14 protein-coding genes are annotated in these 14,579 nt (G+C 67.9%); 8 read left to right on the top strand and 6 right to left on the bottom strand.

The genetic code is table 11. The features are described from left to right. Positions 1-116 precede the first annotated feature (116 nt). From A3862_RS17335 to A3862_RS17305, 7 genes are all read left to right on the top strand, one after another. Positions 117-2,747 (top strand): TIGR02302 family protein, encoded by a 2,631-nt coding sequence (locus A3862_RS17335; RefSeq protein WP_111473848.1) that lies wholly within the window; start codon positions 117-119, stop codon positions 2,745-2,747. 66 nt (positions 2,748-2,813) lie between these two features. Further along, positions 2,814-2,999 carry a twin transmembrane helix small protein gene (locus tag A3862_RS17330; RefSeq protein ID WP_053609901.1) on the top strand — a complete coding sequence of 62 codons (186 nt, stop codon included), beginning with the start codon at positions 2,814-2,816 and terminating at the stop codon, positions 2,997-2,999. Between the two features lie 139 nt (positions 3,000-3,138). Then, positions 3,139-3,768 carry an acyloxyacyl hydrolase gene (locus A3862_RS17325; protein ID WP_111473847.1) on the top strand — a complete coding sequence of 210 codons (630 nt, stop codon included), beginning with the start codon at positions 3,139-3,141 and terminating at the stop codon, positions 3,766-3,768. A gap of 13 nt (positions 3,769-3,781) precedes the next feature. Beyond that, positions 3,782-4,354 carry a cob(I)yrinic acid a,c-diamide adenosyltransferase gene (locus A3862_RS17320; protein WP_043380117.1) on the top strand — a complete coding sequence of 191 codons (573 nt, stop codon included), beginning with the start codon at positions 3,782-3,784 and terminating at the stop codon, positions 4,352-4,354. A 169-nt stretch (positions 4,355-4,523) separates the two neighbouring features. Further along, entirely contained in the window at positions 4,524-5,273 is a 750-nt protein-coding gene (locus A3862_RS17315; RefSeq protein WP_043351331.1) for an electron transfer flavoprotein subunit beta/FixA family protein, read from the top strand. Between the two features lie 67 nt (positions 5,274-5,340). After that, on the top strand, positions 5,341-6,294 hold the full coding sequence (locus A3862_RS17310; RefSeq protein WP_111473846.1) for an electron transfer flavoprotein subunit alpha/FixB family protein: 954 nt from the start codon (positions 5,341-5,343) through the stop codon (positions 6,292-6,294). Between the two features lie 183 nt (positions 6,295-6,477). Continuing rightward, the gene (locus tag A3862_RS17305; RefSeq protein WP_043351327.1) at positions 6,478-7,359 is read left to right on the top strand and encodes a 3-hydroxybutyryl-CoA dehydrogenase; all 882 of its coding nucleotides are present in this window, start codon (positions 6,478-6,480) and stop codon (positions 7,357-7,359) included. 45 nt (positions 7,360-7,404) lie between these two features. Here the strand turns inward: A3862_RS17305 and A3862_RS17300 are convergent, their stop codons facing one another. The 4 genes from A3862_RS17300 to upp all read right to left on the bottom strand — a co-directional run bounded on the left by A3862_RS17300 (position 7,405) and on the right by upp (position 11,026). Continuing rightward, positions 7,405-7,710 carry a hypothetical protein gene (locus A3862_RS17300; RefSeq protein ID WP_043351325.1) on the bottom strand — a complete coding sequence of 102 codons (306 nt, stop codon included), beginning with the start codon at positions 7,708-7,710 and terminating at the stop codon, positions 7,405-7,407. 115 nt (positions 7,711-7,825) lie between these two features. Continuing rightward, entirely contained in the window at positions 7,826-8,839 is a 1,014-nt protein-coding gene (locus tag A3862_RS17295) for an NAD(P)H-quinone oxidoreductase (RefSeq protein ID WP_043758176.1), read from the bottom strand. Positions 8,840-8,971: 132 nt separating this feature from the next. Beyond that, positions 8,972-10,213 (bottom strand): ABC transporter substrate-binding protein, encoded by a 1,242-nt coding sequence (locus A3862_RS17290; RefSeq protein WP_043758178.1) that lies wholly within the window; start codon positions 10,211-10,213, stop codon positions 8,972-8,974. A gap of 177 nt (positions 10,214-10,390) precedes the next feature. Next, a complete protein-coding gene (upp, locus tag A3862_RS17285; RefSeq protein ID WP_043351319.1) occupies positions 10,391-11,026 on the bottom strand; it encodes a uracil phosphoribosyltransferase in 636 nt (211 codons plus the stop codon). 522 nt (positions 11,027-11,548) lie between these two features. Between upp and A3862_RS17280 the strand changes: the two genes are divergently transcribed. Beyond that, on the top strand, positions 11,549-13,240 hold the full coding sequence (locus A3862_RS17280) for a methyl-accepting chemotaxis protein (RefSeq protein ID WP_043761231.1): 1,692 nt from the start codon (positions 11,549-11,551) through the stop codon (positions 13,238-13,240). Between the two features lie 85 nt (positions 13,241-13,325). On the opposite strand, the gene A3862_RS17275 is transcribed toward A3862_RS17280, so the two are convergent. Further along, complete coding sequence (locus tag A3862_RS17275; RefSeq protein WP_043351315.1) at positions 13,326-13,787, bottom strand: DUF2852 domain-containing protein; 462 nt, start codon at positions 13,785-13,787, stop codon at positions 13,326-13,328. Positions 13,788-13,844: 57 nt separating this feature from the next. Beyond that, positions 13,845-14,519: a TetR/AcrR family transcriptional regulator gene (locus A3862_RS17270; RefSeq protein ID WP_043380129.1), complete on the bottom strand. Its 675-nt coding sequence runs from the start codon at positions 14,517-14,519 to the stop codon at positions 13,845-13,847. Positions 14,520-14,579 lie beyond the last annotated feature (60 nt).

The raw sequence follows: 14,579 nt of genomic DNA, 5'->3' as shown, positions 1-14,579 counted from the left end.
GTCGCGCCGATTTGACCCGCCGACCCGCGCGGCCCACCATGCTACCGTCTTCTGATGGGAGCCCGGTTCGCGTGGTTCCTGGGGCCACTCCTGCGGCGTGAGGCGGAACGGTCGGCGTGATCGGCACCGAGAACAAGACCAGCGCGGACGGCCCGACAACGGTCTCCGCACGGCTCGACCGGCTGGTGGCTCGCGCCCGGGCGGCAGCCCTCTGGGAGCAAGCCTGGCCTGTCCTCTGGCGGGGGATCGGGGTCGGACTGATCTTCCTCATGCTGTCCTGGTCGGGGCTGTGGCTCGATCTCACGCCGATCTGGCGCCAGATCGGTCTGGGCATCCTGGGCCTCCTCCTCGTCGCCGCGCTCGTACCGCTGATCCATATCGCCCGGCCCGATCGGCGCGTCGCCCTGGCACGGCTCGATCGCGAGGCGGCGGCCCGCGATCCGGCCCTGCGACACGGACCGGCCTCCGCGGCGCAGGACAGCCTCGCCGTGGGTGCCGCCGATCCGGGAAGCCGGACGCTCTGGGACCTCCATCAACAGCGGGCCGCGCAGGCGGTCTCGGCCCTGCGGGTCGGTTTGCCGAGGCCCGGCATGGTCCGGCACGATCCGTTCGCCCTTCGCGCCGGCCTCGTGGTCGCCGCCATCGCCAGCCTGTTTGTCGCAGGGCCCGAGTGGCGTCAGCGCCTTGGCGCGGCGTTCGACTGGCAGGAGCCTGCGGCGCAAAGCCCCAATTTCCGCGTGGACGGCTGGATCGACCCGCCGCTCTACACGCGGCTTCCGCCCCTCCTGATCGCCATGGACGGAAGCGATCAGCGCCTGCGCGCCCCCGTCAACGCGCAGCTGATCGTGCGGATCGCCGGTCAGGGTAAGGCCGCGTCCGAGACGACGCTGACACCCAATGCCGGCCTGGTCCCCGTCCCGGGCCAGGAGGCGCGGCCCGACCTGCGCGAGGAGCGCTATCGCATCGTTGGCGGCGCCGAACTGACGATCGTGACTCCCGCAGGCCGGCAACGCCTCACCGTGGACGCGATCCCCGACCGGCCGCCGGAGGTGACGGCCGTCGGCGGCCCCGAAGTGAACGGCCGCGGTACCTTCAACCTGACCTACCGCGCGAAGGACGATTACGGGCTCAGTTCGGCGGAGGCCGTGATCGAGCCGCTGAAATCGGCCCGTGCTCTGGTCCCGGTTCCCCACATCAATCTGGCATTGCCCGGGGACGCCAACGGCGAGTCCGACACCAAGACCCTGGTCGACCTCACCGACAGCCCATGGTCCGGAGCGCGGGTCCGCTATCACATCGTCGTCAAGGACGAGGCCGGTCAGGAAGGTCGGACGCCGGATGCCGAGATCGTCCTGCCGGCGCGCCCGTTCCGCGAGCCGCTGGCGCGGGCGCTCGCCGAGGAACGTCGCCGCCTCGTGACGGCACCCGATACGGACCGCCGGTGGGTTCAGGGGGCCCTGGACGCCCTCCTGGTCGCGCCCGACACGTACACGCCGCAGCCTGCCATCTTCCTGGGCCTGCGGACGGCCACCGAGCGGCTGCGCCGCGCCCGGACGGACGCCGATCTCATCGCGGTGGCCGGTCTCCTGTGGGAGATGGCCCTGAAGATCGAGGACGGTGACCTTTCGGATGCCGAGAAGCAGCTCCGCCAAGCCCAGGATCGCTTGAAGGAGGCGATGGAGCGCAACGCGCCCGACGACGAAATCAAGCGCCTGACCCAGGATCTGAAGCAGGCGCTCGACAAGTTCCTGTCGGAGATGGCGCAGAAGCAGGGCCGCGAGCCTCGCGAGCAGAGCGATCGCGGGCAGAACAATGCTCAGTCGAAGACCGTCACGCCCGAGGATCTCGATAAGATGATCCAGGACATGGCGGAGGCGATGAAGCGCGGCGACACCGCCGAGGCACAGCGCCTGATGGAACAGCTGCGCAACATCCTGGAGAACCTGCAGACGGCCGAACGCGGAAGCCGGTCGGATCAGGCGTCCCGCGAGATGCAGAAGCAGATGCGCGATCTCGACGCCATGTCCCGCGAGCAGCAGGGCCTGCGCGACGAGACCTTCAAGGACGGCGAAGAGCCGCGCGGCGGCCAGCGCCAGCAGAATCGCGGGCAGCCGCAGCAAGGCCAGCGCGGACAGCAGGGCCAGAGACAGCCGGGTCAGCAAGGCCAAGGACAACAGGGCCAGGGACAGCAGGGTCAAGGACAGCAGGGCCAGGGGCAGCAGGGCCAAGGGCAGCAGGGCCAGAAGGGCGATGTCGGAGAGCGGCAGCAGGCGCTTCGGCAGCGGCTGGAGGATCTCCAGCAGCGCATGAAGGAGAACGGCATGCGCGGCGAGCAAGGCCTCGCCGATGCCGAGGAAGCCATGCGCGAGGCCGAGAACGCCCTGAAGGACGGCGATTCGAGCGGGGCGGTCGACGCGCAGGGGCGCGCCCTCGACGGCCTGAAGCGCGGCGCCGACGGCATGGCGCAGCAGATGCAGGACATGGCCGAGGGCCAGGGCGAAGGCCAGCAGGACGGCGGTCAGCAGCCGGGGCAGCAGGGCCAGGCCGGGGCACGGGACGACGATCCCCTCGGACGTCCGACGCGCGGCCGCGATATGAGCGACGGACGTGTCCGCGTGCCGACAGCCGATGAATCAGCGGTCCAGCGTGCCCGGCGCATCATGGAAGAGCTGCGGCGCAAGCTCGGCGACCCGACCCGCCCCCGCGAGGAACTCGATTATTTCGAGCGCCTGCTCCGCCGCAACTGAGCGTCCGCACCCTCACGACGCGCCGAGCCGGATGACGGCTCCGGCCCCACCCGGATCCCCACCCGCATGTCGTCGAATACCCTCGTCCTGATCGCCTGCCTTGCCGTCGCCGCCGTCCTGCTCCTGGGCTTGGCCAACATGATGCGCGGCGGCAGCGCCAGTCTCTCGCAGAGGCTGATGCGCCTGCGCGTGCTCCTGCAATTCGTGGCGATCGTGATCATCATGGGCGTCGTCTGGTGGCGCTCGGCCTGAATTCCGCCGGGACGGGTGTGACCGCGCCGCCGCACCGAACACCTTTCCGCCCGGTAACGGATGAATTGGCCGCCGCATATCGCGGGCCTCTGCTACGCTCGGTAGAAGCAAATCGCTGCGCCTAACCGGCCGAGCCCGCATGACTGCCCCTTCCCGCCTCTGTCTGTTCGGCATCCTGACCGGGGCGGCGATCATGCCGGCTTCGGCCGCGGACGCGCCAGCGCCGCCGCCTGCCGCCTACCTGGCCCCCGTCCAGCCGCTCAGCATCGTGTCCGAGATCCGGATCGGCGGCGCGGTGCAGGACCCGGGCAGCGCAGAGGGCAAGCTCCCCGGGTTCAGCAAGGCGAACGTCAACGGCGAGATCCTCTTCGCCAAGCCGATCCTCAGCGCCGATCCGTTCTGGCAGGCTTTCGTGCCGCGGCCGACCGTCGGCGGCAGCTACAACACCGGCGGCCGGACCAGCTACGCCTATCTCGGCGCGACCTGGACCCTCGAAGTCTTTCCTGAGACCTTCAGCCGCCGCGTCTTCCTCGACGGGTTCTTCGGCGGCGTGGCCCATAACGGCTGGACCGGCCCGAAGGCGGAGACGCCCTACGGCTTCAACACGCTCGGGTGCTCACCCATGTTCCGCGAGGCGGCGGCTCTCGGCTTCCGTATCACGGAACATTGGAGCATTATGGCGACGATCGAGCACATGTCGAATGCCGGGCTCTGCGCGAATAATCGCGGCCTGACGAATTACGGCGGCAAGATCGGCTACACGTTCTGAGGCACCAAACCCTTTGGTCAAGCTCAACCGCATCTACACGAGGACCGGCGACAAGGGCACGACCGCCCTGGCGGACGGACAGCGTCGCTCGAAGGCGGATCTGCGGGTCGAGACCTACGGGACCGTCGACGAGACCAATGCCTGCATCGGACTCGCGCGCCTGCACACGCAGGGGCCGCTCGACCAGATGCTCGGGGCGATCCAGAACGACCTGTTCGACCTCGGGGCCGACCTCGCGACGCCGCCGAGCCCGGAGCCCCTCCCCTACGAGCCGCTGCGGATCGTCGCGAGCCAGGTCGAGCGGCTGGAGCGCGACATCGACGGCCTGAATGAGGCGATCCCACCACTGAAATCCTTCGTGCTCCCCGGTGGATCGCCGGCCGCGGCGGCCCTGCACCTCGCCCGAACCGTCTGCCGCCGCGCCGAGCGCCTGGCGGTCAGCCTCGCCGCCCGGGAGGACGAGACGGTGTCGCCGGAGGCGCTGCGCTACCTCAACCGCCTCTCCGATTTCCTGTTCGTGGCGAGCCGGGCCGCCAATTCCGACGGCGCCGACGACGTGCTCTGGGTGCCCGGCGCCAATCGTTGAGCCCGGGCCGAGGGGTTTTCGCCGGGCCGCCACGGCGCCGCGTTGACAAGGCGGAAATGTGGCCGTTACGGTCCGCGCGCCTTGCGTGCCCCCGCCACGCTGCGCCTTGCGCGCCGTGGAAGTGGCCTGCACGACGACAAGAATCCTCCGGGGAAGGATCGTGACCGCCATGAAGGTGCTGGTGCCCGTCAAGCGGGTTGTTGACTACAACGTCAAGATACGCGTGAAGGCCGACGGCTCCGGGGTCGAGCTCGCCAACGTGAAGATGTCGATGAATCCCTTCGACGAGATCGCCGTCGAGGAGGCGATCCGGCTCAAGGAGAAGGGCACGGTCACCGAGATCGTGGCGGTGTCGATCGGCCCGCAGCAGGCGCAGGAGACGCTGCGCACCGCGCTGGCCATGGGCGCCGACCGTGCCATCCTGGTCAAGACGGACGTGACCTGCGAGCCGCTGGCGGTGGCGAAGCTTCTGAAGGCCGTCGTCGAGAAGGAGAGCCCGCAGCTCGTCATCCTCGGCAAGCAGGCGATCGACGACGACTCGAACCAGACCGGGCAGATGCTCGGTGCGCTGCTCGGCTGGCCGCAGGGCACCTTCGCGTACAAGATCGAGCCGGGCGAGGGCAGCCTCGACGTGACCCGCGAGGTCGACGGCGGCCTGCAGACCGTCAGCCTCAGGCTGCCGGCCATCGTGACGACGGATCTGCGCCTCAACGAGCCGCGCTACGCGTCGCTGCCGAACATCATGAAAGCGAAGAAGAAGCCGCTGGAGGAGCTGACGCCCGACGCGCTCGGCGTCGACGTGACGCCGCGGCTCACGGTGCTGAAGACCGCCGAGCCGCCGGGCCGCTCGGCCGGCGTCAAGGTCGGCTCCGCGGCCGAGCTGGTGCAGAAGCTCAAGGTCGAAGCCGGCGTCATCTGATCCGCAGGCGGGGCTCCCGAGCCACGGTCGAGCCCCGCGCCACAACCCTCAAGGGCACCAGCAGACCATGACGACACTTCTTTTCGTCGAGCACGGCAACGGCCAGATCAAGGACGGGACGCTGAAGGCGCTCTCGGCCGCCAAGGAGATCGGCGCCCCGATCCACGCTCTGGTCCTGGGTTCGGGATCGCAGGCCGTGGCCGCGGCGGCGGCCAAGTTCGACGGCGTCGAGAAGGTCCTGAACGCCGAGGACGGCGTCTACGACCACGATCTCGCCGAGCCGGTCGCGGCGCTGATCGCGTCGATTGCCGAGCCCTACGACACGATCATCGCCTCGGCTTCGACGACCGGCAAGAACGTGCTGCCCCGGGTGGCGGCCCTGCTCGACGTCGCGCAGGTCTCCGACATCATCAAGGTGGTTGCGCCCGACACGTTCGATCGGCCGATCTATGCCGGCAACGCGATCCAGACCGTGCAGGCGCCGGCGGGCAAGAAGGTGATCACCGTGCGGACGGCCGCCTTCAAGGCTGCGGCCGAGGGTGGCGCGGCCGCCCCGGTCGAGGCCGTGTCGGCGGGCGCGCCCGAGGCCGGCGGCTCGACCTTCAAGGGCGAGGAGATCGCCAAGTCGGATCGCCCGGAGCTGGCCTCGGCGCGGATCATCGTGTCCGGCGGCCGCTCGCTCGGCTCGTCCGAGAAGTTCCACGAGCTGATCGAGCCGCTGGCCGACTCGCTCGGAGCCGCCGTCGGCGCCTCTCGGGCCGCCGTCGATGCGGGCTACGCGCCGAACGACTGGCAGGTGGGGCAGACCGGCAAGGTCGTAGCGCCGGACCTCTACGTCGCGGTGGGCATCTCGGGGGCGATCCAGCACCTCGCCGGCATGAAGGACTCGAAGGTCATCGTCGCCATCAACAAGGATGAGGACGCACCGATCTTCCAGGTGGCCGATTACGGGCTCGTGGGCGATCTCTTTCAGGTCGTGCCGGAGCTGCAATCCGAGATCGGCAAAGCCAAGGGTCAATAACGGAACGGAATCTGGCAACCCGCGAGTATTGTCGCCGAAGGCGGATTCGCGGGTTCCTTCCGGATCGAAGATTGGTCTAGAACGCTGCGACGGCGAGACTTCGCGCGGTGCCGTCGCGCTCGTGCCCTCGGTCGAACCGGGCGGCCGTGTATCGGCATCCGCATTGGGGGCACAGGTCGGCACATGCATATGGAGATCAAGCGGGTCGGCATCATCGGCGCAGGCCAGATGGGAAGCGGCATCGCGCAGGTCTGCGCCACCGCCGGCCTCGACGTACTGCTGAACGATCGCGATCCCGCCCGGCTCGAGAATGGTCTGACGGTCATCGAGGGCAGCCTGGGCCGCCTCGTTTCGAAAGGCACGCTGTCGGAGGAGGACAGCGCTCAGGTTCGGTCGCGGATCGTATCCGCCCGGGACTTCGCCGCCCTCGAGCCGTGCGACCTCGTGATCGAAGCTGCGACCGAGAACGAGGCCACGAAGCGCGAGATCTTCAGCAGCCTGTGCGGATCGCTGCGTCCGGAGACGTTCGTAGCGACGAACACGTCGTCGATCTCCATAACCCGGCTGGCGGCGGCGACGGACCGGCCGGAGAAGTTCATCGGCATCCACTTCATGAATCCGGTGCCGGTGATGCAGCTCGTCGAGCTGATCCGGGGCATCGCCACCGAGGATACGACCTACGAATCCGCCAAGGCGTTCATCGCCAAGCTCGGCAAGACTTCGACGATGTCGGAGGATTTCCCGGCCTTCATCGTCAACCGCATCCTGCTGCCGATGATCAACGAGGCGATCTACACGCTCTATGAGGGTGTCGGATCGGTCGAATCGATCGACACGGCCATGAGGCTGGGCGCGAACCATCCGATGGGCCCGCTTCAGCTCGCGGACTTCATCGGTCTCGACACCTGCCTGTCGGTCATGCAGGTGCTCTACGAAGGCCTGGCGGATTCGAAATACCGCCCGTGCCCTCTGCTCGTGAAGTATGTCGAGGCCGGCTGGCTCGGCCGTAAGGCCAAGCGCGGGTTCTACGATTACCGCGGGCCGACGCCGATCCCGACCCGCTGAGCCGTCAGGCCGCGGGACGGCTGGAGAAGCCGTCCCGGGTCGATGTTATTTCGGCGCGTTGCCGTTGGCCCCCGGCTGCGCGGGCTGCGGATAGGACGGGTTACCGCCCGGCACGCCCGTGCTGTTGGTCGGCGACGCGGCGCCCGACTGCCCGTTCACCGAACCCGTCACCTCCTTGCGGGACGCGTCCTGGCTCTGGCTGGCGTAATCCTTCGGCGAATTGGCGCCGTTCCACGTGAGGAGACCCACGGTGGCGATCGCCAGCAGAACGAGGCTCCCCACCAAGACCCAGAGCATCGGTTTGCCGCGCTCGCCCTGACGGCTCTCGTTGGGATTCAATCTCTCGACCATCTGCAGGACCTTCCTCGGCGGGACGCCACACGCCGAAACGGGCGCTGTGCGACACGATCTCGTTACCGGCCGCCAACGCGGGGCCGCCGAGGCAGGTTCCTGCCGGATCGCGGTGTCACCGCCCGGTCGTCAGAAGGATCTTGCCGAGATGCGCGCTCGACTCCATGAGTTCGTGCGCCTCCCGCGCCTGCTCTAGCGGGAACGTGGCATGGGTGACGGACCGGATGCGCCCGGCATCGAGCTCGGGCCAGATATCCCGGCGCAGCCCCTCGGCGATCGCTGCCTTGTCGGCCTTCCCGCGCGGCCGGAGCGTCGAGCCGGTAAAGGTCAGGCGGTTGCGCATGATCGGCGTGATGTTCAGGCCATCGACCTTGTAGCCGCCCATCAGGGCGATCATCACGAGCCGGCCGTCCGGAGCCAGCGACTTCAGGTTCCGGGCCAGATAGCTCGCACCGATCATATCGAGGATCACGTCGACGCCACGTCCGTCGGTGAGGCGCTTCACCTCCTCGGCGAAGTCCGCCTCCTTGTAGTTGATCGCGGCATCCGCCCCCAGATCTTCGCAAAACCGGCACTTCTCGGCCGAGCCCGCCGTGGCGAAGACCCGCGCGCCGACATGCTTGGCGATCTGGATCGCCGTGGCACCGATGCCGCTCGATCCGCCATGCACGAGGAAGCTCTCGCCGGGCGCGAGCCGTCCGCGCTGGACGACGTTCGAATAGACCGTGAAGAAGGTCTCCGGCAGGCCGCCGGCATCGACGAGCGAGACCGCCTTCGGACGCGGCAGACAATGGGCCGCCTCGGCCACCGCATACTCCGCATAGCCGCCGCTGATCACCAGGGCGCAGACCTCATCGCCGAGCGACAGACCCGTGACGTCGCTCCCGATCGCGACCACACGACCGGCGACTTCGAGGCCGGGAATCTCGGTGGCGCCGGGCGGCGGCGGATAGACCCCCGCGCGCTGCGCGACATCGGGGCGGTTCACGCCGGCCGCCACCACTTCGATCAGGACCTGTCCGGGTCCCGCATGCGGCACAGGGGCGGTCTCGACGCTGATCACCTCCGGGCCCCCGGAACCCGCGAAGCGGATCTGACGCATGGTCCCGGGCAGGTCGGTGCTGGCCATCAACGATAATCCTTTGCGCGCACGTAATCTCAGCCGCGTTCACGCTGACGCGGTACGGCTCTACTTGCGGCAACGGGCGCGCTTGGCAAGCCGAAGGCGCCGCACGCGTCCATTGCCGATCCGAACGGCAAGCTAGCGGGCGGCCGCCTTGACGGCCGCCGGCAAGACGATCGCGCCCTGCGCTAGGCTCTTCGGCCAGACCGCGACCTGCTTGCCGTCCTGCCACTGCGCCATCAATCCGGTGACGAAGCCGGGACCGTATTTGATCGAGTGCGTGAACGGGTCGTCCTTGCCGTAGAACTGCGTCCGCCCCACGGTGCCGACCCAGTCGGTCTTCTCCAGGGCCTCGACGAGCTTGTCGGCCTCGGTCGAGCCGGCGCGCTTCACCGCATCCGCCGCGTAGTAGACCTGATCGTAGGCCATGTAGCCTGCGTAGGACGGATCGCTGCCGAAGCGCTTCTTGAACGCGTCGCTGAAGGCGAGCGACTTGTCGGTGATCGCCGCGCCCGGCACCGCGATGCTCTGGAAGATCACGCCCTGCGTGGCGCCGTTGGTGTTCGCCCAGAACGTCGAGGAGGTCGCCTGCGAGTTCATCCCCGTCATGGCGAGGGGAACCTGCTGGTTCTGCCACTGCACGGTCGGCTGCACGCCGACATGCGAGATGCCGGTGACGATCAGGTCGGGCTTGGCCGCCTCGATCTTGTTGTAGATCGGCGTGAAGTCCCCCGTGTCCGGCGAGAAGCGGATATGGTCGACGACCTTCACACCGATCTCGGGCAGGCACTTCTCGTAACCGACATCGAGGGGACGGGTCCAAGCCGCGTCCTCGCTCATGATCGCGGCCGTCTTCACCTTCATCAGATCGATCAGCATGTCCTTCGTGGAATCGCAGATCGACTGCGCCAAGGCCGCCGAGGTCAGGTAGCCGTGGAAGGTGTACTTGTTCCGGGCGTAGTCCTTGTGGACCGCGAGGCTGATTTCGTTGGAGGCGGCACCGGGCGTGATCATCGGCGTCTTGAGCCGCGCCGCCCAGGGCATCAGTGCCAGCACCACCTCGGAGATGTAGCTGGCGATGACGAGGTTGACCTTGTCCTCGGAGACCGCCCGCTGGAAGGCCCGGACCGCGTCGGAGGCGGAGGACTTGTCGTCGTAACTGACGATCTGGATCTGGCGCCCGTCGATCCCGCCGTTGGCGTTGATCTCGTCGGCGGCGAGCTGGACGGCCTGCGGGATCGAGGCGCCGACGACCGACTGCGCCTCGGCGATGACCCCGATCCGGATCGGGTCGGCGGCGCGTGCCTGCGTCGACCCCAGCAATCCGGCCACTGCGAGCAGGGCCAGGACACGACTCGAAACGCTGCGTTCCATCGGCATGGGCTTCCTCCTGCGGCCCGTGCGGCTTTTGGCGCCGCATCGGATCCGAGGCAGGATTGTGCTTTATTCAGGCGCGTGAATACAATGTGCAGATACGGAAAGCGGTGACAGATGATCCGTCTGCCGCGCGCACATCTGAAATCGCGATCCGACCGCGACGACGGCTGAGTTTGGATCCTACCGGGTGCCGTACATCCGGTCGCCGGCATCGCCGAGGCCGGGGACGATATAGCCATGGTCGTTCAGATGGCTGTCGATCGCCGCGGTCCAGACCGGCACGTCGGGATGGGCGGCCTGGAACTTGGCGAGGCCCTCCGGAGCCGCCAGCAGGCAGACGAAGCGCAGATCGGAGGCACCACGCGCCTTGAGCCGGTCGAGGGCCGCGATGGCCGAATTGGCCGTCGCCAACATCGGATCGAGGACCAGAACGGTCCTGTCGGCGAGATCGGACGGCGCCTTGAAGTAGTATTCGACCGCCTCCAGCGTCTCGGGATCCCGGTACAGCCCGATATGGGCGACGCGGGCCGACGGAACCAGCGACAGCATACCATCGAGGAAGCCGACCCCGGCCCGCAGGATCGGCGCCAGGACCAGCTTCTTGCCCTGGATCTGGCGTCCCTCCATCGGCTGGAGCGGCGTCTCGATCGTCACCGGTTCCAGCGGCAGGTCGCGCGTCACCTCGTAGGCGAGGAGCATGCCGATTTCGTTCAGGATCTGACGGAAGCCCTTGGTCGAGCGGTTCTTGTCACGAAGATGCGTCAGCTTGTGTTGCACAAGCGGGTGATCGACCACGGTGACCCGACCCGTCGGCATTCGCCCCCCCTCCATGAGTAAGGGAGGATCAATGCCGGAGCCCGCGCCGAGGCGCAACTCGACGCTGCGGCCCGGCGACGGCCCATGTGTCGAGGGCGCTCGGAGGCATTGCGGAGCGCGCGGCGCAAAGACAAGTTCGGCGCGGGCGACCGGTCGCCGCGGCGATCGGAACACTCAGGCGAGCCGCGGAATGCCTATCCAACGAGTGCCGGGTTGAAAGCCGCGGATCATGGGGCTTAAAAATCGCGGCCGCCGGCCCTCATAACAGATCTTTTATCATGGCCATTCATTTTTATATCAATAAGTCAGCGGATTGTAATCCACTCTATAATAGTAAGATAGCTACATTTACAATACATGCGACAATAGTAAAATAATATCTTGTGCCATATTGCGGAGTTTTGTTTTAGATTGCACGCCATCGCCGTGACTTGCTCAGATTAATTAAAGCTCTAAATCGGATCACGAGCATCCTTGCTTCCGATGCGACCCTTCGATCCTCCGATCCGATCGGCCCTGTTTATGCGTCTGACCACGTCAATCACAGCAATGCTTGGAATCCTCTTCGGAGGGCTCGCGCTGATATCGGCGGCTCAGGGTGGCCTGTCCCTGCATCAGCTCAGCGACATCGGTGAAGCGGCGACGACCCTTGCTAAAAACTGGATCCCCTCGCTGGAGAAAGTGGGCGCCATCGAGATGGCGGCATCCGAGGTGCGCATCAAGCAATACCGCCTCATCATGCTGTCGGACACGCCTCAGCATCGGATGAGCAACGCGGCCAACCTCGCGGAGACGCACGCCCAGTTGTGGCGAGCGCGTCGCGCCTACGAGCCCCTGATCAGCACGGCTGAGGAACGGAAGCTCTACGATGCCTTCGCGGCCTCATGGAGCCGATTCGAGCAAGCGGATCACGACGCGCTTCGCCTGCTCGAATCGGGCCAGGAACGGGAGGCCCGCGCCCTCCTGGTGAACCCCGACGTCGTCGGAATGTACGATACCGCCCGTGCGGCCCTCGCGCGTCTGGTGGCCCATGATGAGGAGGCCGCGGCCCGGAACGCCGATACCGCGATAGCCAGGGTCAACACTGCGTCGGTGGCCGCATATGTAGGAATCGCCCTTGCCCTCGTGTCGGCTCTGGGCGCGGCGATCTTCGGCTTGCGTCATGTTTCGCGCCCGATCGCCGCGATGACGGGTGCGATGACCAAATTGGCCGAGGGCGACGCTCGCGCGGACATCCCGTTCAAGCACCGGCGCGACGAGATCGGCGCCATGGCGGCGGCGGTCCAGGTGTTCAAGGACAATCTGCTCCGCACCCATCAGCTCGAGGCCGAAGCGGAGGCGGCGCGACGGCATGCGGAGACCCAGCGCAGGCTCGGGATGCGCCAGCTCGCCGATCGCTTCGCGGAGACCGTCGGCGGAATCATCGCGGAGGTCTCGGCCTCGGCCATCGGGCTGCAGACCACGGCCCGGTCCATGACGGCCACTGCGGCGGTGACCGCCGAGCAATCCACGACGGTCGCTGCCGCGGCCGAGCAGGCGGCGAGCAACGTCAGCACCGTCGCGGCGGCCGCCGAGGAACTCGGCACCTCCGTGCAGGAGATCGGCCGGCAGGTCGATGGCTCGGCCAACTTGGCGCGGGGTGCCGTGGACGAGGCGGATCAGACCGGTGCGCTTGTCCAGAAGTTGAGCGAGGCCGTGTCGCGGATCGGCGACATCGTCGGTTTGATCTCCACCATCGCCGGCCAGACCAACCTTCTGGCGTTGAACGCCACGATCGAGGCGGCCCGAGCGGGTGTCGCCGGACGCGGCTTTGCTGTCGTCGCCACGGAGGTCAAGGCGCTGGCCGAGCAGACCGCCCGCGCCACGGAGGAGATTTCGAGTCAGATCACGCGGGTGCAGGCTTCGACGGGGGAGGCCGTATCGGCCATCGGCGCCATCACGGCGCGGATCCGCGAGATCAACGGGGTCGCGACCTCGATCGCCGCCGCCGTGGAGCAGCAGGGCGCCGCCACCCACGAGATCGTTCGCAACGTCGGCCAAGCCGCGGCCGGCACGAGCGAAGTGACCAGCAACATCGTCAGCGTCGCCGACGCAGCCGAAAAGACCGGCGCGGCGGCAGGTCAGGTTCTGGTCGAAGCGTCGCGGCTCTCGGAGCGATCCGAGCACCTGAACGCCGAAGTGGCACGATTCCTGGAAACCGTCCGCGCGGCCTGAACCGTCGGATAGGCGTCACGCCGGCGCTTGAACCACCGGGACGGCGCGTCCGGGCCCCTGAGCCCGGACGCCCACAGATGCAGGATCAGACGGAGCGATCCCCGCCCTCGGCCCGGCGCTTGGCCATGAAGGCATCGAACTGCTCGCGATCCCGGGCGCGCTTCAGCTCCTCCACGAACTCGGAGAAGGCGCGGCTCTCTTCCTCGAGCGCACGCCGCTGCGCCTCAAGACGGTCGAGCTCGGTGCGACGGTACGCGTCGAAGGCAGCATTGCCGCTGCTGTCGCGTCGGTTGGCGGCTTCGAACGCCCGGGCGAAGCGCGAGGCGGGACGTCCCCCCTCGAACTCGGAAGCCGCGCGCCGCGCCGCGTCGCGCATTTCCGCGAAGGCCGGATAACCTGCAAGCTTCCAGGCCACCAACGCGAGGCCGACCGGCCACCAGTAGATGAAACCGACGACGATTGCGCCAATCTCCAACGACCGGCGCGGGAACGGGCCAGTCCGGCAGAGCTTGCCGGTCGCCCAGGGTGAAGAGGTTTGAGAGGTCACGGCTGTGCTCCGCTGTTCATGTGAACGCGGTTAACATGCGGGTCCCGAAGGTGCCTTTCAAGGTCGTCCGAGACCGCCCTCGCGCTCGGTCTGTCGGGAGGCTCCGTGGACGAGCGCCAGGACCCCGGCCCGCAGCAACTCGTACTTGTCCGGAAAACCCGGTCCGCGCGGCAGATGTCCGGCGGCCGACAGGGTCGCGAGGCCGTGGGCCAAGGCCCACACCTCCAGGGCGATGAAGCGGGGTGCCACGCCCCCGAATCCGTCCGAGAACGTCGCCTGCAGCGCCTCGACCAAGAGATCGAACGGGCTCGGCCGCGACGCCACCGCATCGCTGGCCGCCGTGTCGAGGTCGGCGCCGCCGGTGGGGAAGCCGCGCGTCTCGAAGATCGCCGCATAGTAGGCCGGCTCTTCTTCGGCGAAGGCGAGGTAGGTCTCACCCATCCGCGTGAACCGCTCCAACGGCGTCCCGCGCGACGTCAGGGCCCGCGCCAGACGGGCGGCGAGTTCCGCGAAACCGCGCCCGGCCAGCTCCTCCAGAAGCGCCTCCCGGCCCCGGAAATGGCGGTACAGCGCGGCCGGGGTGACGCCGACGAGGCGCGCGGCTTCCACCAGGGTGAAGCCGCCGATTCCGCGCTCGGCGATGAACCGGCGCGCGGCCTCCAGGAGGGCCTCCTTCAGATTGCCGTGATGGTAGCTGCGCCGGTCGTCCGGCCCGTCCCGCCAGGGTCGCAAGATCTCATCATCCTTCGCGCGCCTGTTGCACCTCACAGGACCCCAGCGCCGCTGTCGAGT

It is taken from the genome of Methylobacterium sp. XJLW (assembly GCF_003254375.1).
Taxonomy (GTDB): domain Bacteria; phylum Pseudomonadota; class Alphaproteobacteria; order Rhizobiales; family Beijerinckiaceae; genus Methylobacterium; species Methylobacterium fujisawaense.
This window is presented reverse-complemented; position numbering and strand designations above follow the sequence as displayed.

Excerpts from the sequence above, each read along its gene's own strand:
- upp (WP_043351319.1), bottom strand. The coding sequence starts at position 11,026 with ATGCCGACGGGTCGGGTCACCGTGGTCGATCACCCGCTTGTGCAACAC.
- A3862_RS17300 (WP_043351325.1), bottom strand. The coding sequence starts at position 7,710 with ATGGTCGAGAGATTGAATCCCAACGAGAGCCGTCAGGGCGAGCGCGGC.
- A3862_RS17290 (WP_043758178.1), bottom strand. The coding sequence starts at position 10,213 with ATGCCGATGGAACGCAGCGTTTCGAGTCGTGTCCTGGCCCTGCTCGCA.
- A3862_RS17330 (WP_053609901.1), top strand. The coding sequence starts at position 2,814 with ATGTCGTCGAATACCCTCGTCCTGATCGCCTGCCTTGCCGTCGCCGCC.
- A3862_RS17315 (WP_043351331.1), top strand. The coding sequence starts at position 4,524 with ATGAAGGTGCTGGTGCCCGTCAAGCGGGTTGTTGACTACAACGTCAAG.
- A3862_RS17280 (WP_043761231.1), top strand. The coding sequence starts at position 11,549 with ATGCGTCTGACCACGTCAATCACAGCAATGCTTGGAATCCTCTTCGGA.
- A3862_RS17295 (WP_043758176.1), bottom strand. The coding sequence starts at position 8,839 with ATGGCCAGCACCGACCTGCCCGGGACCATGCGTCAGATCCGCTTCGCG.
- A3862_RS17325 (WP_111473847.1), top strand. The coding sequence starts at position 3,139 with ATGACTGCCCCTTCCCGCCTCTGTCTGTTCGGCATCCTGACCGGGGCG.
- A3862_RS17310 (WP_111473846.1), top strand. The coding sequence starts at position 5,341 with ATGACGACACTTCTTTTCGTCGAGCACGGCAACGGCCAGATCAAGGAC.
- A3862_RS17305 (WP_043351327.1), top strand. The coding sequence starts at position 6,478 with ATGCATATGGAGATCAAGCGGGTCGGCATCATCGGCGCAGGCCAGATG.